Annotated in this window: 22 protein-coding genes; 15 read left to right on the forward strand and 7 right to left on the reverse strand. The window is 69.0% G+C overall.

Annotated features, from left to right (window positions below; translation table 11 throughout):
- Positions 1-2: 2 nt before the first annotated feature.
- Positions 3-569: a GNAT family N-acetyltransferase gene (locus AC0662_RS16585; protein WP_478301463.1), complete on the reverse strand. Its 567-nt coding sequence runs from the start codon at positions 567-569 to the stop codon at positions 3-5.
- Positions 570-578: 9 nt separating this feature from the next.
- Complete coding sequence (locus tag AC0662_RS16590; RefSeq protein WP_452194911.1) at positions 579-1214, reverse strand: TetR/AcrR family transcriptional regulator; 636 nt, start codon at positions 1212-1214, stop codon at positions 579-581.
- A gap of 64 nt (positions 1215-1278) precedes the next feature.
- On the opposite strand from AC0662_RS16590, the gene AC0662_RS16595 reads away from it, so the two are divergent.
- From AC0662_RS16595 to AC0662_RS16605, 3 genes are read left to right on the forward strand one after another with little or no spacing between them, the layout of a single operon-like run.
- The gene (locus AC0662_RS16595) at positions 1279-2733 is read left to right on the forward strand and encodes a flavin-containing monooxygenase (protein WP_478301466.1); all 1455 of its coding nucleotides are present in this window, start codon (positions 1279-1281) and stop codon (positions 2731-2733) included.
- Positions 2734-2790: 57 nt separating this feature from the next.
- On the forward strand, positions 2791-4098 hold the full coding sequence (locus AC0662_RS16600) for a hypothetical protein (RefSeq protein ID WP_478301468.1): 1308 nt from the start codon (positions 2791-2793) through the stop codon (positions 4096-4098).
- Positions 4095-4283, forward strand: a complete 189-nt coding sequence (locus AC0662_RS16605) for a hypothetical protein (RefSeq protein ID WP_452194917.1) — start codon at positions 4095-4097, stop codon at positions 4281-4283. Before AC0662_RS16600 ends, AC0662_RS16605 begins: the two co-directional genes overlap by 4 nt.
- A 78-nt stretch (positions 4284-4361) precedes the next feature.
- On the opposite strand, the gene AC0662_RS16610 is transcribed toward AC0662_RS16605, so the two are convergent.
- Positions 4362-4583: a hypothetical protein gene (locus AC0662_RS16610; RefSeq protein ID WP_478301470.1), complete on the reverse strand. Its 222-nt coding sequence runs from the start codon at positions 4581-4583 to the stop codon at positions 4362-4364.
- A gap of 130 nt (positions 4584-4713) precedes the next feature.
- Here AC0662_RS16610 and AC0662_RS16615 point away from each other — a divergent pair, with 130 nt between their 5' ends.
- Positions 4714-5571 (forward strand): phosphotransferase enzyme family protein, encoded by an 858-nt coding sequence (locus tag AC0662_RS16615; RefSeq protein WP_478301472.1) that lies wholly within the window; start codon positions 4714-4716, stop codon positions 5569-5571.
- 3 nt (positions 5572-5574) lie between these two features.
- Here AC0662_RS16615 and AC0662_RS16620 read toward each other — a convergent pair whose 3' ends face one another.
- A complete protein-coding gene (locus AC0662_RS16620) occupies positions 5575-6327 on the reverse strand; it encodes a MerR family transcriptional regulator (protein WP_478301474.1) in 753 nt (250 codons plus the stop codon).
- An 85-nt stretch (positions 6328-6412) separates the two neighbouring features.
- Here AC0662_RS16620 and AC0662_RS16625 point away from each other — a divergent pair, with 85 nt between their 5' ends.
- From AC0662_RS16625 to AC0662_RS16635, 3 genes are read left to right on the forward strand one after another with little or no spacing between them, the layout of a single operon-like run.
- Positions 6413-8236 carry a hypothetical protein gene (locus AC0662_RS16625; protein ID WP_478301476.1) on the forward strand — a complete coding sequence of 608 codons (1824 nt, stop codon included), beginning with the start codon at positions 6413-6415 and terminating at the stop codon, positions 8234-8236.
- Positions 8233-9243, forward strand: coding sequence for an alpha/beta fold hydrolase (locus tag AC0662_RS16630; protein ID WP_452194926.1), 1011 nt, complete (start codon positions 8233-8235; stop codon positions 9241-9243). Before AC0662_RS16625 ends, AC0662_RS16630 begins: the two co-directional genes overlap by 4 nt.
- A 46-nt stretch (positions 9244-9289) precedes the next feature.
- Entirely contained in the window at positions 9290-10435 is a 1146-nt protein-coding gene (locus tag AC0662_RS16635; RefSeq protein ID WP_478301479.1) for a CaiB/BaiF CoA transferase family protein, read from the forward strand.
- 48 nt (positions 10436-10483) lie between these two features.
- Here AC0662_RS16635 and AC0662_RS16640 read toward each other — a convergent pair whose 3' ends face one another.
- From AC0662_RS16640 to AC0662_RS16650, 3 genes are read right to left on the reverse strand one after another with little or no spacing between them, the layout of a single operon-like run.
- Positions 10484-11572 carry a LacI family DNA-binding transcriptional regulator gene (locus AC0662_RS16640; RefSeq protein ID WP_452194930.1) on the reverse strand — a complete coding sequence of 363 codons (1089 nt, stop codon included), beginning with the start codon at positions 11570-11572 and terminating at the stop codon, positions 10484-10486.
- Positions 11573-11581: 9 nt separating this feature from the next.
- Positions 11582-11899 (reverse strand): hypothetical protein, encoded by a 318-nt coding sequence (locus AC0662_RS16645; RefSeq protein ID WP_452194932.1) that lies wholly within the window; start codon positions 11897-11899, stop codon positions 11582-11584.
- Between the two features lie 4 nt (positions 11900-11903).
- Entirely contained in the window at positions 11904-12848 is a 945-nt protein-coding gene (locus AC0662_RS16650) for a DUF6772 family protein (protein WP_452194933.1), read from the reverse strand.
- A 187-nt stretch (positions 12849-13035) separates the two neighbouring features.
- Between AC0662_RS16650 and AC0662_RS16655 the strand changes: the two genes are divergently transcribed.
- The 8 genes from AC0662_RS16655 to AC0662_RS16690 are packed head-to-tail and all read left to right on the forward strand — an operon-like array spanning position 13036 to position 20402.
- Complete coding sequence (locus AC0662_RS16655) at positions 13036-13680, forward strand: helix-turn-helix domain-containing protein (protein ID WP_478301482.1); 645 nt, start codon at positions 13036-13038, stop codon at positions 13678-13680.
- Positions 13680-14606 (forward strand): nickel ABC transporter permease, encoded by a 927-nt coding sequence (nikB, locus tag AC0662_RS16660; RefSeq protein ID WP_452194937.1) that lies wholly within the window; start codon positions 13680-13682, stop codon positions 14604-14606. Before AC0662_RS16655 ends, nikB begins: the two co-directional genes overlap by 1 nt.
- Before the next feature lies 1 nt (position 14607).
- Entirely contained in the window at positions 14608-15489 is an 882-nt protein-coding gene (locus AC0662_RS16665; RefSeq protein WP_452194939.1) for an ABC transporter permease, read from the forward strand.
- Positions 15489-16475 carry an ABC transporter ATP-binding protein gene (locus tag AC0662_RS16670; RefSeq protein WP_478301485.1) on the forward strand — a complete coding sequence of 329 codons (987 nt, stop codon included), beginning with the start codon at positions 15489-15491 and terminating at the stop codon, positions 16473-16475. Before AC0662_RS16665 ends, AC0662_RS16670 begins: the two co-directional genes overlap by 1 nt.
- Positions 16465-17469: an ABC transporter ATP-binding protein gene (locus tag AC0662_RS16675; RefSeq protein ID WP_478301487.1), complete on the forward strand. Its 1005-nt coding sequence runs from the start codon at positions 16465-16467 to the stop codon at positions 17467-17469. Before AC0662_RS16670 ends, AC0662_RS16675 begins: the two co-directional genes overlap by 11 nt.
- A complete protein-coding gene (locus AC0662_RS16680; protein WP_478301489.1) occupies positions 17466-18122 on the forward strand; it encodes a histidine phosphatase family protein in 657 nt (218 codons plus the stop codon). Before AC0662_RS16675 ends, AC0662_RS16680 begins: the two co-directional genes overlap by 4 nt.
- Entirely contained in the window at positions 18119-18886 is a 768-nt protein-coding gene (locus AC0662_RS16685) for an endonuclease/exonuclease/phosphatase family protein (RefSeq protein ID WP_452194945.1), read from the forward strand. Before AC0662_RS16680 ends, AC0662_RS16685 begins: the two co-directional genes overlap by 4 nt.
- 10 nt (positions 18887-18896) lie before the next feature.
- Positions 18897-20402 (forward strand): ABC transporter substrate-binding protein, encoded by a 1506-nt coding sequence (locus tag AC0662_RS16690; protein WP_478301491.1) that lies wholly within the window; start codon positions 18897-18899, stop codon positions 20400-20402.
- Positions 20403-20576: the final 174 nt, after the last annotated feature.

Here is a 20576-nt window from a genome sequence, read left to right on the forward strand (position 1 = left end):
CCTCACCAGAGCTTGTCGATCTCGCCTGGGTAGAGACCGATCCTGGCGTGGTGGAAGTCGGACTGCTCAACAGCAGGGTTGAAGAAGGCGCCGACCGTGACTTTGTCGAAGCCGGGCTGATCGCTCGGGAACGGGTTGTCATCGGTCCCACCGACGAGAACCGTGCCGGGGAGGATGCGGAAGCCGGCGCGACCGTAGAACGGCCCGAGTTCGCGATCACACGTGAAGATCGCCAGATCCAGCTCGCGCTCGATCATCGCGGACCGGGCCGCGGTGACGAGCCGATGCCCGTGTCCCTCGCCACGACGATCCGCGCGCGTCACCACGGTGCTCAACCCGCCGGCCAGGTAGGTGCTGCCCGCGTGCTGGAGCGGTTTACGCAGAACATCCAGCGCCGCGACCACCACACCCTCATCGACGAGAAGCATCGAGAGCGGGTCGAGCGCCGGATCATGCACCAAGGCGTTCATCGGCGTAGTGGACCCAGGCCAGGCGTCGTCCTGCAATCCCAGCATCTGCCGCCGAAGCTCCCGCGGCACGTCGCCCTCCGCGAAACACTCGATCCGCACCCGACGAACCTAACCCGTCACTTTGAGGGTGTTCAGGCCTTGCCAGAGGAGGTCTTGGAGGGTGCGGGCTACTTTTTCGGGGGTTGGGGGGTTGGGGGTGCGGGTGCGCCAGATGGCGAGGCGTTCGGTGGCGCCGGAGATGCTCTGGGCGACGATCTGGATCTCGTCGTCGTCGACCGCGCGGCCGGCGGGGAGGTTCATCCGCACCATCGTCGCGATCAGTTCGATGAAGGCCGCCCGTACCTCGTCGGTCGCTTCCGCGGCGGGGCCCGCGCTCAGCATGCCTTCGTCGACGAGCACCGACCACGCCTGCGGGTGCTCGTCCAGGAAACGGAACCACGCGCGGAACCCGGCGTACAGCGCGTCCTCGGCGTCCGATGCCGCCAGCACCGCGTCGGACACGGTGTCCAGCAGGTGTCCGCGGAGCCGGGCGAGGCACGCGAGGAACAGTCCGTCCTTCGAGCCGTAGTACTGGTAGATCAGCGGTTTCGAGACCCCGACCTGGGCGGCGACGTCGTCCATCGACGTGCCCTGGTACCCGCGCTCGCCGAAGATCCGCTCGGCCGCCTCGAGGATCTCCCGCTCCCGCGCTGCGCGGTCGCGGCGGCGCTTCGGCGGGCCTGGCGGAACGGTGGTCGACGTCACTTGCGCAGTCTAACTGACTCCGAGTAACTTACTATGAGTAAGTTCAGCCGAGCAGGAGGCCAGGATGAGCGAGCAGCACCGGATCGTGGTGATCGGCACCGGGTTCGCCGGGATCGGCATGGCCGTCCGCCTGAAGCAGGCCGGGTACGACGACTTCGTGGTCCTCGAGCGCGCCGACGACGTCGGCGGCACCTGGCGGGACAACACCTACCCGGGCTGCCGGTGCGACGTCCCCTCACACCTGTACTCGTTCTCCTTCGCGCCGAACCCGAACTGGTCGTCGACGTTCTCGCCGCAGCCCGAGATCGAGGACTACCTGCGGCTCGTCACCGACGCGTTCGGGGTCCGCCCGCACATCCGCTTCGGCCACGCCGTCGAGTCCGCCCACTGGGAGGACGGTCAATGGCGGATCCACACGGGCGAGGGCGAGTTCACGGCGGACATCGTGCTGTCCGGAATGGGTCCGCTCGCCGAGCCGTCGTACCCGAAGGTCCCGGGGATCGACGACTTCGAGGGTGAGGTCTTCCACTCCGCGCGCTGGAACCATGACCTGGATCTGAGTGGCCGCAAGGTCGCCGTGATCGGTACCGGCGCGTCGGCGATCCAGTTCGTGCCCGCGATCCAGCCCGAGGTCGAGGAACTGCATCTGTTCCAGCGGACGCCGCCGTGGGTGATGCCGCGGCCGGACCGCAAGATCAGCGCGGCCGAGAAGGCGATCTACAAGCGGTTCCCCCTTGTGCAGAAGGCTGTCCGGGCCGGGATCTACTGGGGTCGCGAGTCGATGGTGCTCGGGTTCGCCAAGCTGCCGGCGATCATGAAGCAGGCGCAGAAGGTCGCCGAGAAGCACCTCGCGCACCAGGTCCGCGACCCGCTGCTGCGGGCCAAGCTGACGCCGGACTTCACCCTCGGCTGCAAGCGGGTGCTGATCTCCGACGACTACTACCCGGCGGTCGCGCGCCCGAACGTCGAGGTCGTTACCGACGGCATCGCCGAGGTCACCCCGACCGGCATCGTCACCACCGACGGCGTGAAGCACGACGTCGACACGATCATCTACGGCACCGGCTTCAAGGTCACCGATCTGCCGGTGATGGACATGGTGCACGGCCGCGACGGTGTCTCGCTGCGCGAGGCCTGGGCCGACGGCATGGAGGCCCACCTCGGGACAGCGATCGCGTGCTTCCCGAACTTCTTCATGCTGATCGGCCCGAACACCGGCCTCGGCCACAGCTCGATGGTGTTCATGATCGAGTCCCAGATCGCCTACATCATCGACGCCCTGAAGACGATGGACGCCCAGGGCCTGAAGCAGGTCGAGGTACGCCGGGACGTCCAGCGCGCGTTCGTCGACGGCGTCCGGTCCTCGATGCGGAACACGGTCTGGACCCGCGGCGGCTGCACCAGCTGGTACCTCGACTCGGCGGGCCGGAACACCACCCTGTGGCCGTCGTTCACATTCCGGTTCCGGCGGCTCACCCGCCGGTTCGACGCCGGCGAATATCAGACTCTCGCTATGTGACATCGAGCGTGTTACATTCGATCGGTCGGATAGCCCGGCTGATCGGAGGATGCCGCGGTGCTGGAGTTGCTGCTGCCGCTGCACGGGATCGGAGGTCGAGGGGACCTGCCGGTGCCGCTGTGGCTGGCGATCTACTCCGCCGGTGCCGCGGTCGCGGTGTCGTTCTTCGCGCTCGCCGCGTTCTGGTCGCGCCCGCGGTTCGAGGGGACCGTGGGCCGGCCGCTCGGTGTCCTGACCCGTGTCGTCGATCATCCGGCGACCCGCGTCGTGCTGAAGCTGGCCGGGCTGGTGGCGTTCGCGCTGCTGCTGGGGGCCGCGTGGTTCGGCGATCCCGAGCCGTCGCGGAACCCGGCGCCGACCTGGCTGTACGTGTGGATCTGGGTCGGGATCATCCCGCTGTCCCTCGTCTGTGGCCCGATCTGGCGGCTCGCGAATCCACTCCGCACGATCGCGGGACTACTGCAGCGCACATCCCACCGGCAGCTCCCCGACCGGATCGCCTACTGGCCGGCGGTCGCCGGTCTTGCCGTGTTCCTCTGGCTGGAGCTCGTCTACCCCGACGGCTCGGAGCCGCGCACGGTCGCGATCGCCGTCACCGTGTACGCCGTGGCGAATGTTGCTGCGGGCATCGTCTACGGCCCGAGCTGGTCCGCGATCGGCGACAGCTTCGAGGTGTACGCCGAAGTACTCGCCCACCTGAGCCCACTGGCCCGCGAGAACGGCCAACTGGTGCTGCGCAATCCGCTAGCGGGCTTGGCGAAACTGCCGCAGCAACCCGGTGTCGTCGGCCTGCTGTGTTTGTTGCTCGGGTCAACGGCCTTCGACGGCGTCTCCCGCTGGTCGGTCTGGACGCAACGCACCGGCGAACTCAGCCGCCCGCAGCACCTCGTCGTCTACACACTCGGTCTGATCGTCGCGGTGGCGATCGTGACCGGTCTCTTCCTGCTCGCCGCGCGGACGACCGCCGACGTACGCCCCGGCGCCCTCGGCACCGCCGGGTTGCCCGGCGCGTTCGCGCACTCGCTGGTCCCGATCGCGATCGGGTACGCCGTGGCGCACTACTTCTCGTTCGCGATGTTCCAGGGGCAGGAGGGCTGGCTGCTCGCGACCGACCCGTTCGGGCGCGGCTGGGACGTGCTCGGGACGAGCGGCATGCGGATCGACTACGCGTTCCTCAGCACCGGGTTCATCGCGGGGGTCCAGATCGGTGCGATCGTGCTCGGACACGTCCTCGGGGTGGTGTCCGCGCACGATCGCGCTGCCGATCTGTTCCGTCGCCGGCAGTTGCGCAGAGCGCAGTACCCGATGCTCGCGGCGATGGTTGCGTTCACGGCCGGCGGGATCGCGCTGGTGACCGCGTCGTGATCGCGCTGCACATGGGTGGGATCCCCGAGACCGCGATGGTCGTCGGGCCGATCTTCCTGATCATCGCGTTTCTCCGGATCGCCCGCCGCAACGAGGCGAACCTGCCCGACGACGACGGCGACGACTGGGACGCCGACCTGGGGGATCTCCCGGACAAGCCGGCCGACCGGCACGCGCATCAGTGAGGCCCGGCAAACCCCCTGCGGTTCGCCGGGCCCCCTGCCCCCGTTGGTCCTGCCCCCGTTCGCTCAGCCCCCGTTTGCTCAGGCAGCCAGCGCAGGTTCGTAGTACCCGCTGACGCGCGAGATGCCGGGCGTGGTGGCGAGCTTGGCCAGCTGCGCGCACCCGGCAGTCAGAGCGGACTCCAGCGTCGGCCAGTCGTCGACGCACCAGTACGGGTCGTCGGGCTGCCGATCGTTGTCGTCGTCGATGTCGGCACACCAGCCACCGCTACGGAGGTGGTGAACGTGAAGCCGGAGTCTCATGGTCGTGGTCTTTCGGTGCGGGCCGTTCTGCTAGCTACACGGTGCCGCGCCCGGACCGGTTCACACATGCGGAGGATTACCTATCCCGCACCCGAAGAATCCCTGATGACACCCAGGGGATGATGCCGGGGTGGACGAGCTACTGAGGCGCTGGGGACTTCAGGGGTACGACGTACGCCCGGTCGGCGCGGGCACGAACAACACCGCGTACTACGTCGGTGACGAGTTCGTACTGCGCATCTACCGCAACGCAGCGTCGGCGTACGAGCACGCCGTACTGCGTGCACTCGACGGACTGTCATTCGCGGTACCCGTGCCGATCCCGGCTGACGACGGAGCGACCATCGTCCGCGAGCCCGTGACCGCGAGCCTGAGCCGGCGACTCCCGGGGGAACACCCGGATCGGGACGACGCGGTGCAGGCAGCAGCGTGTGGACGTGCACTGGCCGAGCTCGACGACGTACTAGGACAGCTGGACCCAGCCGGGCTGCCGGCGTCACAGATGTGGGATGGGGATCTGACAGCGATCCATCCGCGGGTGCCAGACCTTGCGCTCGTGATCGGCGGCGTGCCTGTGGATCACCGCGCCGACGTCGAGCGGATTCTGCGGAGTGTTCGGCCGCGCACGGATCTGCCGCGGCAGATCATCCACGGTGACTTCGCCGTCACCAACGTGCTGATGGTCGGCGACCGGGTGACCGCGATCCTGGACTTCGAGACGGCCGGTCCCGGATATCGGGCGATGGATCTCGCGGTCGGCGCGTACTTCTTCGGCCAGGTCGGCGCTGCGCTCCGGCACGGTTATCTCGAGCGGTTCCCGCTGTCGGAGGCCGAGCTGGAAGCGTTGCCGGAGCTCGAGTTGATGCGTGAGGCAACCAGCATGGTGCATTGGTACGGGCGGTATCTGGACGGGTTGACCACGGCGCAGGATGTCGCCGCGAGGGCGGATCGGTTGGTGCGCGTCGCGACTGGGAAACCGCGGAGGTGAGTGCTAGCCCGTTGAGGGGAGGGTTTTCGGGTCGAGGCCGAGTTCTTCGTAGGCGACTTGCTCGATCTCGCGGCCCATTGCCTCGCGGAAGGCTGCGACGAGTGCCTGGCCGGCCAGGGGGATGATGCCCTCGAGGGTGCGCTGGATCTCCGGCCAGCCGTCGGGGGGCATGCCGGCGTTGGTGAAGTCACGCCAGACGGTCGAGCGGAACAGCTCGACGTAGATCTTGGCGACCGCGTCGGCCTGCGCGAACAGTTTCGGGAGCATCTCGAAGATCGCCTGCATCGGGACGCCGAGCTTGATCACCTCGAGTCCGGTGCGGAGCAGGTCCGGGTTCGGGATCCGCAGCCGGCCGTCGTCGAGGCGCTCCGCGATCCCGAGCTCGACGATCTGCTCGATCACCGCCGGATCGTGCGGTACGCCGGCCCGCTCGGCGAGCTGGACCTCGTCGAGCTCCTCCGGCTCCGCCGGGCTCCACGGGTTCACCAGGGTCTCGAAGACGCCCAGCGCCATCGCCCCGTCGGGCAGCTCGCCCATCATCCGCTCGACCGCGGCCAGCGTGTAGCCCTTGTCGAGCAGCTCCCGGACCAGGGTCAGGCGGGCGATGTGGTCCTGACCGTAGTACCCGGTCCGGCCGACCAGCCGCGGCGGCGGGATCAGCCCGCGCCCGGCGTAGGCACGCACGTTCCGGACCGTCATGCCCACCTTGGCGGCGAGCTGGTCGACGGTGAGCTCCGCGTCCGCGTTCCGTTCCACCCTTGACAGTCTTCCAGACTCCACGTTACATAGTCGATGTAACATGTTCCATGGCGCATGCCTCATGTCCTGAAGGAGAGTGTCCATGGCGATCCCGCTGGCGACCACCGGTACGGCGAGCTTCGACCAGATCGCCATCGTCACCGGCGTCGTGTCGCTGCTGTACGTCGCGCTCGCCGTCCTGCTGTGGCGCGAACGCACCGGCCGCGTCACGCTCGTCGGCCGGTTCGCGGACACCATCGGGCGACTCGACGGAGTGCCCCGATGGGCAGCGCTGACGCCGTACCTGCACGCGGTCTCACTGCTCGCCTGCGCGTTCGGCGTCTGGTGGGACATCGCGGTGCACATCGACCGCGGCCGCGACACCGGCCCGTTCGGGACACCGGCGCACTACCCGATCTTCTTCGGCATCCTCGGCGTGATCGTCTCCGGCGTACTGCCGATCGCGCTGGCGGGCAAACCGCTGCCGGCCCGGACGATCAAGCTCACCAAGGGCTGGCGGATCCCGTGCAGTGCGGCGCTGGTCACCGTCTGCGGCACGTTCGCACTCGTCGGGTTCCCACTCGACGACGTCTGGCACCGGCTGTTCGGTGAGGACGTCACGCTCTGGGGTCCGACCCACCTGCTGATGATCGGCGGCGTGGTCTTCTCGATCTTCGCCCGGCTGCTCGCGCTGGCCGAGGTGGAGCAGTTGATCGGGATCAACGTCCGGCGCCGGTGCCAGGAGATCGTCTCGGTCGGGGCGTTGCTGATCGCGTGGGACCTGTTCAGCACCGAGTTCAACTACGGCGTACCGCAGTTCCCGTTGATCCTGCAGCCGATCCTGATCGTGTTCGGCGCCGCGATGGCGTTCACGATCCTGCGGGCGCGGCGGGGTCCGGGGACGACGTTCGCCGCGCTGGCCGTGTACCTGGTGATCCGCGGCGGCATCGCGTGGGCCGTCGCCGAGCCGCTCGGCGAGATCGTCGGGCATTTCCCGCTGCTGATCGTCGAGGCACTCCTCGTCGAGCTCACCGCGTTTGCCCTGGGCAACAAGAACCGCTTCCGCCTGGGCGCCGTCTCCGGTCTGCTGATCGGGACCGTCGGCGTCGTCGCGGAGTACGCCTGGAGTCACGTCTGGATGCCGATCGCGTGGCCGTCCTCGATGCTCCCGTCCGCGATCGGGTACGGCGTCGTCGTCGGGATCGGAGCGGGACTCGTCGGGGCCTGGCTGGCGACCCGGTACGCCGAGGTCGCGGGCGAGGAACGGGCGGTCGGGATCAAACACATCCGGCCGGTCGCGGTCCGGCGTACCCATCAGCTCGGCGCGGTCGGGCTGGTCGCGGTCGCGGCCACGGTGTTCTTCTGCGTACCGCGGTCCGCGGACCCGGGTGTGTCGGGAGTCGTGTCGTTGGAGCGGGCGGCCACGGGGGCCGAGCCGACGGCGTACGTGACGATCAAGCTGTCGCCGGAGGACGCGGCCGACGGCGCGCGGTGGTTCGAGGCGCTGGCCTGGCAGGGCGGCGGGCTGGTGTACCACCCGATGGAGAAGGTTGCCGACGGCACGTACCGGTCGGCGGACGCGTTGCCGATGTACGGGAAGTGGAAGTCGATGATCCGGCTGCACCAGGGGCAGCGGGACATGGTGGCGGCCTGGGTGTACGCGCCGGAAGACCTCGCGATTGCGAAGCCTGCCGTACAGGTGTCGAACGGGCAGACGGTCGACTTCGTCAACGAGCAGCAGGTGCTGCGTCGCGAGGAGCGGGCCGACGTGCCACGATGGGCATGGAACGCCGGCTACGCACTGCTCGGCGTGGTCGGACTGCTCGAAGTGTTCGGGATCGCCTGGCTCGTTGGGCGTGGTGCCCGCGGCGGGCGGCTGCGGGAGGCCCACCTGGCCGCCGGCGAACGGGAACGGGAGACCGCGTGACGATCCAGTTGGAGCGATCCGGCATCACCACGCCGGACGGAGTACGGCTGAACGTCGAGGTGACCGGCCGCGCCGACGCACCGGTGACGGTGCTGCTCGTGCACGGCTGGACCTGCTCCACCCGGTCCTGGCACAACCAGGTCGAGAAGCTGCCGGAGATCCTCGGTGACGGCGTGCGGATCGTCACCTATGACCACCGTGGTCACGGGCTGTCGGACGCCGCTCCCGCCGGGTCAACCCGGCTCGACCAGTTGGCCGACGACCTCGTCACCGTTCTCGACACCGTCGTCGGCGACGGCCCGGTGGTGTACGCCGGGCACTCGATGGGCGGGATGACCCTGATGGCGGCCGCGGATCGGTACCCGGAGTTGTTCGGCACCCGGATCCGCGCGGCGGCCCTGGTCAGCACGACCTCCGGTCACCTCACCGAAGGTGCGCTCGGCCTCCCCAAACGCTTCGACCCCGCAGCCTCTCGAATCGCACCCCGCGTCCTGAACTTGGTAGGCACCCGAGCGGATCGCCGCGCGGCGGCGCGCTCAGGTCGGGCGGAATCGGTTGGCGACCCGGCGGAGGGGGCCGCCGGAGGTGCGAGGCATGGGTCTTCGCGGGTGAGCGGCGCTGCTCGGCGCGCGGCCGTTCTCGCGGCGAACCTGCAGCGGCCGGCGCTGCGGCAGGTCGTGTTCGGGAAGAAGCCGGACCCGGCCGAGGTCGACCTGTTCCTGCAGGATCTGGCGGTCGTCCCCGGCCCGTCGTACGGCGGGTTCTTCGAGACGATGCTTGAGCACGACCGTGGTGACGCGCTGAAGGCCCTCGAACAGCTCCCGGTCGAGATCATGCACGGCACCCGCGACCGCCTGCTTCCGCCGCGCCACGCCAACCGGATGGCCACCCAGCTCCCCACCGCCCGCCTCTGGATCTACCCCGGCGCCGGCCACATGCTGATGCAGGAACGCCCCCGCGACGTCACCCACCGCCTCGCCTCCCTCGCCCGCAAGGTCCGCGACTGAGAAGCGCGTCACGGTCGGCGAGGGGATCCTGGCCTAGGCTCCGGGTGTGCAGAATCTTCTCTCCGATGTGGTCGTCGTCGATCTGACGCGGGCGCTGGCCGGGCCGCATGCGGCGATGATGTTGGGGGATCTCGGCGCGCGGGTGATCAAGGTCGAGACGCCGAACGGTGGGGACGACAGCCGGGGGTGGGGACCGCCGTTCGTCGACGGGGAGGCGACGTACTACCTGTCGGCGAACCGGAACAAGGAGTCGGTGACGGCCGACCTCAAGTCGGACGAGGGCAAAGAGTTCCTCACCAAGCTCGTCCGGAAGGCCGATCTGCTGATCGAGAACTTCCGGCCGGGGGTGCTCGACCGGCTCGGGTTCTCGACCGAGCGGCTGCACGAGCTGAACCCGGGCCTGGTGATCCTGTCGATCACCGGCTTCGGCCACGACGGCCCCGAGGGCGGCCGAGCCGGATACGACCAGATCGCGCAGGGTGAAGGCGGTCTGATGAGCATCACCGGCGAGACCGAACCGACCAAGGTCGGCGCCCCGATCGCGGACCTACTCGCCGGCATGTACGGCGCGTACGGCGCACTCGCGGCGCTGCACGAACGATCCGTCACCGGCAAGGGCCGGGTCGTCCGGACCAGCCTGCTCGCGGCGGTCGTCGGCGTGCACGCCTTCCACGGGACGAAGTGGACGGTCGCGCACCAGCTCCCCGAGCGAGTCGGCAATCACCATGCACAGATCGCGCCGTACGGGCTGTATCGGACGCGGGACGACATCGTGCAGGTAGCGGTCGGCAGCGAGGGGCTGTGGCGGCTGTTCGCCCCGATCGTCGGGCTCGACCCCGCCGACGAGCGGTTCGCGGTGAACTCCGAGCGCGTCGCCCGGCGTGACGAGCTGACCGCGGCGATCGAGAGCGCGTTCGCGGCCGACTCGGCGGACGTGTGGCTGGAACGCCTTGCGCAGAAGGGGATTCCGGCCGGGAAGGTTCGCGATTTCCAGCAGGTCTACGAATGGGAGCAGACGCTCTCGCAGGGGCTGTTGATCGACGTCGACCACCCGACGCTCGGCACCATCCAGCTCCCCGGCCCGCCACTCCGCTTCGACGACAACCCGTACGCCGGCGCGCGCGAAACCAACCTCCCGCCACCCCGCCTCGGCGAGCACAACGAGTCGGTGCGTCGGTGGCTGGACGAGTAAGCGGACCTGCGCCACTCACCAACCCCGCAGGGAACCGCCGGCTGCCGCTCAGCGAGGCGCCGAACTCGGCTGTTTCTGGCGCTTGGTGAGTGCCGACGGTCCGCCCGTCGACGCGCGCACCACCAGCTCCGGGCGGATCAGTGTCTTCCTCGGGCGTTCGCTGGCGCCGCTCTTCAGGCGTTGCAGGAGGAGAGCGACCGCGGTCGTCCCCACCTCGGCCGCGGGCAGCCGCACGGTGGTGAGCGGCGTCTGCAGGTAGGCGGCGTACGGGTGGTCGCCGTACCCGGTGATCGCGACGTCGCCCGGGACGTCGAGACCTTGCTCGGCGAGGACCCGGAGCAGACCGAGCGCGAAGTAGTCGTTCCCGGTGACGATCCCGTCCGGGTGTCCGTCGGTGAGCAGCGTGCTCGCGAACCGGTACGCCTCCTCCGGCTGCCACGGCAGCGCGAGTGAGTCGTACCGCTTCGTCGGCACCGCGCGCACCTGATCGTCGGAGACGGGGAGACCGGCGTCGGCCATCGCCCGCCGGAACCCGATCACCCGGTCCGCGGTCGTGGTGATCGGCAGATCTTCTTCCAGCACCAGCAGCCGACGTGCGCCGCCCGCGATCAGGTGACTGGTCGCCTCGTACGCGCCGCGCTCGTTGTCGACGCCGACCATGTCGCAGTCGAGCTCGGGCACGTCACGGTTGACGAACACCAACGGGATGCCGGTGTCCCGGACGCGGCGCCAGTGGTCCCACTCGGCCTGGACCGGGACGACCACGGCGCCGTCGACCGCGGAGCGCAGCAACGCCTCGGTGGCGCGCTGCTCGTTCTCCGCGCTCTCGTCGGTGACGAGCAGCAGCAACGAGTACCCCTGGGCGCGGACCCGGAGCTCGATGCTGCTGATCAACTGCGCGTAGAACGGGTTCGAGGGGTTGGTGATGACGAGGCCGAGTGTCATCGCGGAGCCGAGCACCAGCGACCGGGCCAGCGTGTTCGGGACGTACCCGATCCGGGTCGCCTCGGCCTGTACGGCGGCCCGGGTCCGCGCGCTCACGCTGTCCTTGTCGCCGAGCGCGCGCGACACGGTGTTCACCGACAGCCCGAGCGCCGACGCGATGTCCCGCAGCGTCGGCCGCCGTGCCTCGCCCATCCCCGTCTCCTATGCCTTCACAGCCAGGTGAATCCGTACCTGCACCGAGCCCTCGACCTTAGCGCGCAGCCGCAGCCAATGGCCGAACCCGGTGGCCGGCCAGCTCACGAGTTTGCCTGGTTCGACCACGTGCTCGCTGTCGTCCAGGTCGCACCAGGTGAGGCCGTCCGGCGACACCTGGGTGATGTACGTCGCCGTACCGTCGCCGCCGACGTGCTGCACGAACCAGCGTGCCTCACTCGCCCAGGCGACCTCGTACGGCTCGGTCGCGAACCGGGTGTCGAACGTGGTGTCGCGTTCCAGCACCGCCGTCATGGACTGTCGCATGGGCCTACCAATCAACCGAGATGAGGACGGAGTCGAGGAAGAGGAAGTTGCGCACCGAGCTGTGGGTGCGGACCGAGAAGTAGAAGTTCAGCAGGTTCTCGAGCGTCTCGTAGCGTTCCTCGTACGGCGGAACCGGGACGTCGCGCATGTCCATCACGCGGTCGTTGACCTGCAGTTCGACGTTCTGGCGCTTCTCGGTGTCGATCAGCCAGCGCAGGTAGTGCCAGTTCACCTTGGTCGGTACTTCGTTGTAGCAGAGCTCCTGCGGCTCGCCGAACGCTTGCCAGTCCTCCGGGTTGGGCGCGGTGAAGTCGGCGGCGTACTCCAGTTTCACCTTGCCCTCGAAGTGTTCACGCGGCGTCGGTTCGGGGACGGTCGGAGCCATCCACTGCCGGGTGAAGTGGTTGTCCAGGTCGGTGTTCTGGTAGCGCGCGACCGTGTGGTAGCGCAGGCCGCCGTCGCCGCACAGGTCGGTCGCGACCGTGAACGCGCCGAACTGCGCCTCGGACGGGTGGGTGTTGCCGTCCCACTGCACGTCGCCGAAGTTGTCCAGTTCCGCGCCACCGCCGAGAGTCGCTTCGGACTTGAAGGCGAAGTACGTCTCCAGTTGCACGAGGCCGCGGCCGCTCATCGTGAGCCGGCGGATCGCGACCGCCGTGTGGCCCTTGTGCGGGCGGGTCGCGAGCTTCAGCGCGTACGTGCCGCTGAGTGCTCCGTGGGTACCGATGTCGAAGAAGTTGCAGGCCGACAGTTGGGGCGGCCGGAAGTCGCGCATGTGGTCGTCGACCGTGCTGAGGTCGCCGCGGCCGTTGTAGTTGCCGAGCAGCTCGGTCCAGCCGTGCGTCCCGCTGTCGAACTCGTCGAAGGCCAGGATGCGCGGCAGCGGCGAGAACTTGGACAGCCGGGGATCGGCGGACAGTAGCGCGGCGCGCACGTCGGATGTCGTCACGCAGTCCCTCCCAAGGGGGCGGATCAAGTGGATGTTGTGTGAAGTTAACGTTCACGGGAATTGGCCGTCAACGGGCCGTTTCACCCTGAGCAACGGTGGTCTATTGACACGTAAATCACACACTTCTACGGTGCATTAACGCTACCGTTAACGTTCACGGCAGCGTCCTTTCTGCCCAGGAGGCACCATGCAGTCGCTGAGCCGTGCCCTCACCGTCCTGGCCGAGCTGAACCGCGAGGACCGCCCGTACGGCGTCACCGAGCTGGCCGGCACCGTCGGTCTGCACAAGAGCACCGTGCACCGCATCCTCGCCACGTTCTGCTCCCACGGTCTGGCCGCCCAGGTCGACGACCACCGCTACACCGCGACCGACGGACTGGTGGCACTCCGGCGCCGGGCGCAACGACGCGCCGGCCCCGAGTCCACGCTGGCGCATCTCGGCGACCGGCTCGGTCGGCTCGTCGTCCTCGCCAAGCCGTTGCCGAAGACCGCCGGAACCGTCCTGCAGGTCGCCGCGGTCGCTGGCGGTGGCTCCATCCAGCCCGGTCATGCCGTCTCGCTGCGGCAGAGCGCACTCGGCCGGGCCTATCTGTCCGCGCTGCCGGCCGACCAGGTCAGCGGTACGCCCGATCTGCTCGACACCCTGGAACGGATCCGGGTGTCCGGCTTCGCGCACAACGCGCGACCGGTGGCATCGCTGCCGCGCATGGTCGCGGTCCCGGTCCGCGCCACGGACGGGTCCTGCGCGGGCGCACTGGGCGCCGAGCTGATCCAGCCGGGCTCCGTCGACGAGGTCCGCCGCGTGGTCTCCGTACTGCGGAGCGGCGTCTGATGGCGGCGTACGTCGTCCGGCGGCTGTTCTTCTCGGTCTTCGTCCTGTGGGGCGCCGTCACGATCATCTTCGTCGTACTGCGGCTCGTGCCCGGCGACCCGGCGTACATCATGCTCGGGCCCGACGCGGACCAGGCGCAGGTGGCCGCGCTGCGAGCGCAGCTCGGGCTCGACCATTCGCTGATCCAGCAGTACGCGACGTACCTGGCGAACGTCGTGCACCTGGACTTCGGGCAGTCGTTCCGGTTGAACGCGGACTCGATGACCCTTGTACTGCAACGGGTTCCGGCGACCATCCAGCTCGCGACGACCGCGTTGCTGCTGTCGTTGCTGATCGGTCTTCCGCTCGGCGTGATCGCGGCGCTGCGGGCACACAGCTGGGTGGACCGGACGATCTCGGTCTTCTCACTGATGGGCCAGTCGACCCCGTCGTTCTGGCTGGGCATCGTGCTGATCCTGGTGTTCGCGCGCGGTCTCAAGGTGCTGCCGAGCGCCGGATCGGGAACGTGGTCGCACCTGGTGCTGCCGACGATCACGCTGGCGCTGCCGTTCCTGGCGATCCTCGTCCGGCTGACCCGCAGCGGACTGCTCGAGGTCGTGCACGAGGGCTACGTGCAGACCGCGCGGGCCAAGGGACTCGGCGAGGGCGTTGTCGTTCTGGTGCACGCGTTGCGGAACGCGCTGATCCCGATCGTGACCGTGGTCGGCCTGCAGTTCGGTGCGCTGCTCGGCGGCACGGTGATCGTCGAGACGGTGTTCGCCTGGCCGGGTGTCGGGCGGTTGCTGATCGACTCGATCGGCCGCCGCGACTACGGCGTCGTCCAGGCCTCGATCTTGCTGGTGGCAACCATCTTCGTGGTGATCAATCTGCTCGTTGACCTGCTCTACGGATTCCTGGACCCGCGGGTCCGGCTGGCTGGTGACTGACGTGACTGCAGAACTCTCGGTGGCGGCCCCGGCGACCGCGCGACGCCGTACCAAGGCCGGATCGGCGCGGATCCGGTTCGGGTTCACGGTGATCGCGGCGTACGTCGTGGCCGCGGTGATCGGACCCTGGCTGGTGCACTACAACCCGGTCGACACGCGGACCGCGGATCGGTTGAAACCGCCGTTCAGCCGGCTGTCCGACGGATCGTTCGCGATCTTCGGCACCGACCAGGTCGGCCAGGATCTGCTGGCCCAGATGTTGCAGGGGGCAAGGATCTCGATCGCGGTCGGGCTCGCGACGTTGCTGCTCGCCGGCACCATCGGGGTGACGATCGGCCTGTCCGCCGGGTACTTCGGCGGCTGGCTGGACGGTGTCCTGATGCGGCTCGCAGACATCCAGCTGGCGTTCCCGTCGATCCTGCTCGCGATCTTCATCGCGGCGCTGCTCGGTCCCTCGGTGGTGAATGTGGTGATCGTGCTCGCGGTAGCGAACTGGGTGACGTTCGCCCGGGTCGCCCGCGGGCAGGCGCTCGCGACGAGGCGGCGCGAGTTCGTCGACGCGTCCCGGACGCTCGGCGCCGGGACCTGGCGGTTGATCACCCGGTGCGTACTGCCGGCCTGTGTCGCGCCGGTACTGGTCGTCGCGACCGTCGAGATCGGGCACGTGATCCTGGCCGAGGCGTCGCTGAGCTTCCTCGGTCTCGGGACGCCGGCGTCGACTCCCAGTTGGGGCGTCACCATCGCGAACGGCCGGAACTATCTCGCGGACGCCTGGTGGATCTCGACGATTCCGGGGATCGCGCTGGCGTTCCTGGTGATCTCCCTCGGCGTGCTCGGCGACGCGCTCCGGGACCGCTACGACCCGCGGCTGAGGAGCATGTGATGGCTTTGCTGAGTGTGCGCGACCTGCGCGTCGAGTTCGCCACGTCGGGTGGCGTGGTGACGGCGGTCGACGGTGCGTCGTTCGAGGTCGGCGCGGGTGAAACCGTTGCCCTGCTGGGTGAATCCGGCAGCGGCAAGAGTGTCACCGCGCAGGCCGTGATGGGCATCGTGCCGAAGCCCGCCGGCCGGGTGAGCGGTGGATCGATCACGTACGACGACCGCGACCTGCTCGCCCCGGGGACGGCGAAAGGCCTGCGCGGCCGGGAGATCGCGATGGTCTTCCAGGACCCGTTGAGCTCGCTGAACCCGGTGTTCCGGGTCGGTGCGCAGATCGGGGAGATGTTCCGCCGGCATCGTGGGGCATCGCGCAAGGAGGCCCGGGCGGCCGCGCTGGAGTTGATGAAGCGCGTCGGGATCCCGGCCGCCTCGAAGCGACTGGACGACTACCCGCACCAGTTCTCCGGCGGGATGCGGCAACGGGTGATGATCGCGATGGCGCTCGCTCTGTCGCCCCGGTTGCTGATCGCGGACGAGCCGACGACCGCCCTGGACGTCACGGTGCAGGCGCAGATCATGGACCTGCTCACCCGGTTGCAGGCCGAGGAGGGCATGTCGCTGGTCCTCATCACCCACGACCTCGGAGTCGTCGCGGACGTCGCCGACCGGGTGGTGCTGATGTACGCCGGCCGCGTCGTCGAAACCGGCCCGTTGCGCGAGGTCTACGAACACAGCGGGCACCCGTACACCTCCGGCCTGATGGGCTCCGTCCCCGCCGTCGACGGTCCACGCGAGCGCCTCGTCCCCATTCAGGGATCGCCACCCGACCTCCTCGCCCTCCCGTCCGGCTGCTCGTTCCGTCCCCGCTGCCGGTACGCCGACGCGCTGTGCACCGAACTGGAACCGGCGCTCCGGCAACTCCCCGACCGACCTGAATCCCACCGAGCCGCCTGTCACCACCCGGAAGGAGCCCTCGCCGATGTCCACTGAGTCGCCGCTGTTGTCGGTGCGGGATCTGCACACCTCGTTCCCGATGCGGTCGTCGGTGTTGCGGCGTACCGTCGGTCAGATCCAGGCCGTGGCGGGGGTGTCCTTCGATATCCCGGCCGGCGGGACGCTTGGCCTGGTGGGGGAGTCGGGCTCCGGGAAGTCGACCGTCGCGCGGACGATCATCGGGCTGGAGAAGGCCGGGTCGGGGAGCATCGTCTTCGACGGCGAGGAACTCACCTCGTTGCCCAAGGCCTCCATGCGCCAGGTTCGCCGGCAGCTGCAGATGATCTTCCAGGACCCGTACGCGTCGCTGAACCCGCGGGCGACCGTCGAGCAGATCATCGCCGAGGCGTGGCTGATCCACACCGACGTCGTACCCCGGAACCGGCATCGCGCCGAGGTCCGGGAACTGCTCGAGCGGGTCGGCCTGAACCCCGACCACGCGCAGCGGTACCCGCACCAGTTCTCCGGTGGGCAGCGGCAGCGGATCGGGATCGCGCGCGCACTCGCCCTGCGGCCGAAACTGGTGATCTGCGACGAGGCCGTGTCCGCGCTGGATCTCTCGGTGCAGGCACAGGTGCTGAACCTGCTCGACGACCTGCGGCGTGATCTCGGGCTCGCGTACCTGTTCATCGCGCACGACCTCTCGGTCGTCCGGCACATCTCGGACCGGGTCGCGGTGATGTACCTCGGGCGCGTGGTGGAGACGGCGTCGCAGGACGAGCTGTTCACGCGACCGCTGCACCCGTACACACAGGCATTGTTGTCGGCGGTGCCGGACCCGAAGCCCTGGGACAAGCCGGCCCGCGAGCAGATCATCATCGGCGGTGACGTGCCGTCCCCGGCAGACCCGCCGACCGGGTGCGGCTTCCGCACGCGGTGCTGGAAGGCCGACGACCGCTGTGCGCAGGACGTTCCCGAGCTGACGACCCGCCTCGAGTTGCACCCCGCCGCATGCCATTTCGCCACCGAGCTCGCAGGAGCCGCCCGATGACCGAACTCGTCCTCCTCCGGCACGGCGAGTCCGTGTGGAACGCCGAACATCGCTACCAAGGCCAGCAGGGCAGTGGCCTCAGTGCTCGCGGACGGCAACAGGCGAAGCAGGCAGCGGACTACCTGCAGTCGTTCGAGTTCGACGCGATCGTCGCGAGCGACCTCCAGCGTGTGACGGAGACTCTGCAGCCGTACCTCGACACGCTTGACCAGCCGACCGTCCGCATCGACCGTCGCTGGCGGGAGATCGACGTCGGCACCTGGGGCGGGCGGACCTTCACCGACGTGTACGCCGACGAGCCCGACGTGGTCGACGCCTTCGCGCGCGGCGAGGACGTCGCTCGCGGCGGCGGAGAGACCTTCGCGCAACTACGTGCGCGCGTGTGGGAGGCGACGAGGGAGCTCGCCGATTCCGGAACCAGCGCTGGCGCGACAGACGTGGTGGATGCGGACGCTGGAGCGCGTGCCGGTCGGAGCATACGGCGGGTGCTGGTGGTGACGCATGGCGGGCCGATTCGGGTCGCGGCCGCGTCGGCGCTGCAGCTGCCGCCGGGGGCCGAGATGCTGCTGGACCCGCCGGTGAACTGCTCGCTCACCACGCTGCGCCTCGACGGACTCGCGGCGTACAACGTGCCTACCGGGATGGACCGATGACCTTCACCTTTGTCGCGATGACCTACAACCTGTGGGCCGACTTCCACCTCGACCAACGGCGGGACGCGCTGACGAGCCTGTTCACGACGCGGCCCCCGGACCTGCTCGCCGTACAGGAGCTCCGGCCGGTCACGCGCAAGCTCCTCGACGACGCCCTGCCCGAGCACGACCGAGTCGACGGCACGGCCGGCTGGGAGACCCAGAGCAACCTCTGGTGGCGCCGCGACCTCTTCGAGTACGTCGAGCACGGCGCCGAGGACGTTGGCATCCTGTCGCCCGACGCGCGCTTCTTCTGGGTCCGGTTGCGCACCCCCGACGGCACCGAGCTCGTCTTCAGTACGGCGCACCTCACCTGGCCCGGACACCCGGACGAGCGGGCCGACCACGTCAACCGCCGGATCGCTCAGGCGCGCGCGATCGGCGAGGCGCTCGAACGCCTGGCCGGCGACGGCGCCTGTCTGTTCACCGTCGACATCAACGACATCGGCCCACCGCAGTGGGAGCTCGGCAACGCCGGGTTCCTGGACAGCTTCACCGCCCTCGGCCGGCACTCCCCGGTGACCCACCCGGTCGTGCCGACGGTGGCCACCGGCCCGATCGGCACCCGGTTGTCACCGCTCGCCTCACCACCCAAGGCGATCGACTGGATCTTCGGCCGCGGCCCGCTCGCCGCCCGGTCCAGCGAGGTCGTCGACTTCTTCCACGACGGCCGCGCACCCTCCGACCACTACCCGGTCGTCGCCACCTACACGCTCCACCCCTGAGGAGAACCTTGTGTTGAGGAAGCGAATCGTCGCGGCACTGGCCGTGACCGCATTGGCGGCATTGAGTGCTTGTTCGCCGGCCAGTGAGCCGAGCAGTGACGGCGACCAGGTCCTGCGGTACGCACCGGCGATGTTCCCGGTGTCGCTGGACACCCACAAGTACGCCGGTGAGGAGGCCGTGCAGACCGCGATCCAGCAGATCATGGAGCCGCTGGTCCGCGTCGACGGCGGCAAGATCGTCCCGGTGCTCGCGACGTCGTGGGAGAACCCCGACCCGAACACGTGGATCTTCAAGCTCCGCTCCGGCGTGAAGTTCTCCGACGGTACGCCGTTCACCGCGAAGGATGTCGTCGCGTCGTACCAGCGGCATCAGAAGCTCGACGGGCCGCTCGTACCGCTGTACTCGACGGTGACCTCGTTCGCGGCGACCGACGACCAGACGGTGACCGTGAAGACCAGCAAGCCGCTCGGCACGTTGCTGAGTTCGCTGACGCTGCTGTTCATCGGGCCGGCGGACAAGGTCAACACCGACGGGTTCTTCAGCAAGCCGATCGGGACCGGGCCGTTCACCGTCACGGCGTTCCAGCCCGACGAGAGGCTCGAGCTGGCCGCGAATCCGACGTACTGGGACGGAGCTCCGAAGCTCGGCAAGCTCGAGTTCGTGAACATCCCGGAGGTCGCGGGCCGGATCACCGGGCTTCAGAACGGCGAGGTCGACGTCCTGACGCAGATCCCGCCGGACCAGGTCGGGTCGGTGAAGGGGAGTGACGCGATCACCTACTCCACGACGCCGAGCTGGACGTACTACTTCGACTGGTTCAACTCGAACCGTAAGCCCTTCAACGACAAGCGGGTGCGGCAGGCCATGTGGCACGCGCTCAACCTCGAGGGCACGGTCAAGGACCTGTTCGGCGACCTGGCGTCGGTGGCGCAGGCGCCGGTGACCCAGGGCGTGATCGGGGCGCCGAAGCTCTCGCCGTACAGCTACGACCCGGCGAAGGCGAAGCAGTTGCTGGCCGCGGCGGGGTACCCGAACGGGTTCACCACGTCGATGCAGTGGCCGCTGGAAGGTGGGCCGAACATCCGGGCGCTGGCGCAGGCGATGATCTCGGACTGGGCGAAGATCGGCGTCACGGTCAAGCCGCTCGAGAAGGAGCGCGCGCAGTGGCTGGAGGACTTCGGCAAGCTCAACTGGGACATGAACCTGCAGACCAACGTGACCGGCACTGGTGACGCCGACTACACACTGGCCCGCCTGTACGTCTGCACCGCCAAGCGCAACGGGTACTGCAACCCCGCGCTCGACAAGCTCCTGCTCGACGCCCGCTCCTCGGTCGACCAGGCCGCCCGGCCCAAGCTCTACGACCAGGCCGGCCAGATCATCTGGGACGACGCCGTCGGGGTCTTCCCGGCCGACCTCGCCTCCAACGCGGCCGTCCGGAGCCGGGTCAAGGACTTCGTGATGCCGCCGAGCGGCCGCCCGCTGTTCGCGAAGGTGAGCGTCTCCGGCAGCTGACCACCTTCTCCACCTTCTCTCCATCTTCTCTGCACCCTTCCACCGAGATCGAACAGCTGCCCCTCCGGCCTGTTCAGCACCGAAGCTGGGTCACGGTTCCGACCGTTGACCTGGTGAGGGGTTGACGGGCCGGAGGGGCGCGGTCTAGCGTCCGGGAAATCGATTGCTCAGCCG

The sequence above is a fragment of the Kribbella sp. NPDC043289 genome (assembly GCF_056436705.1).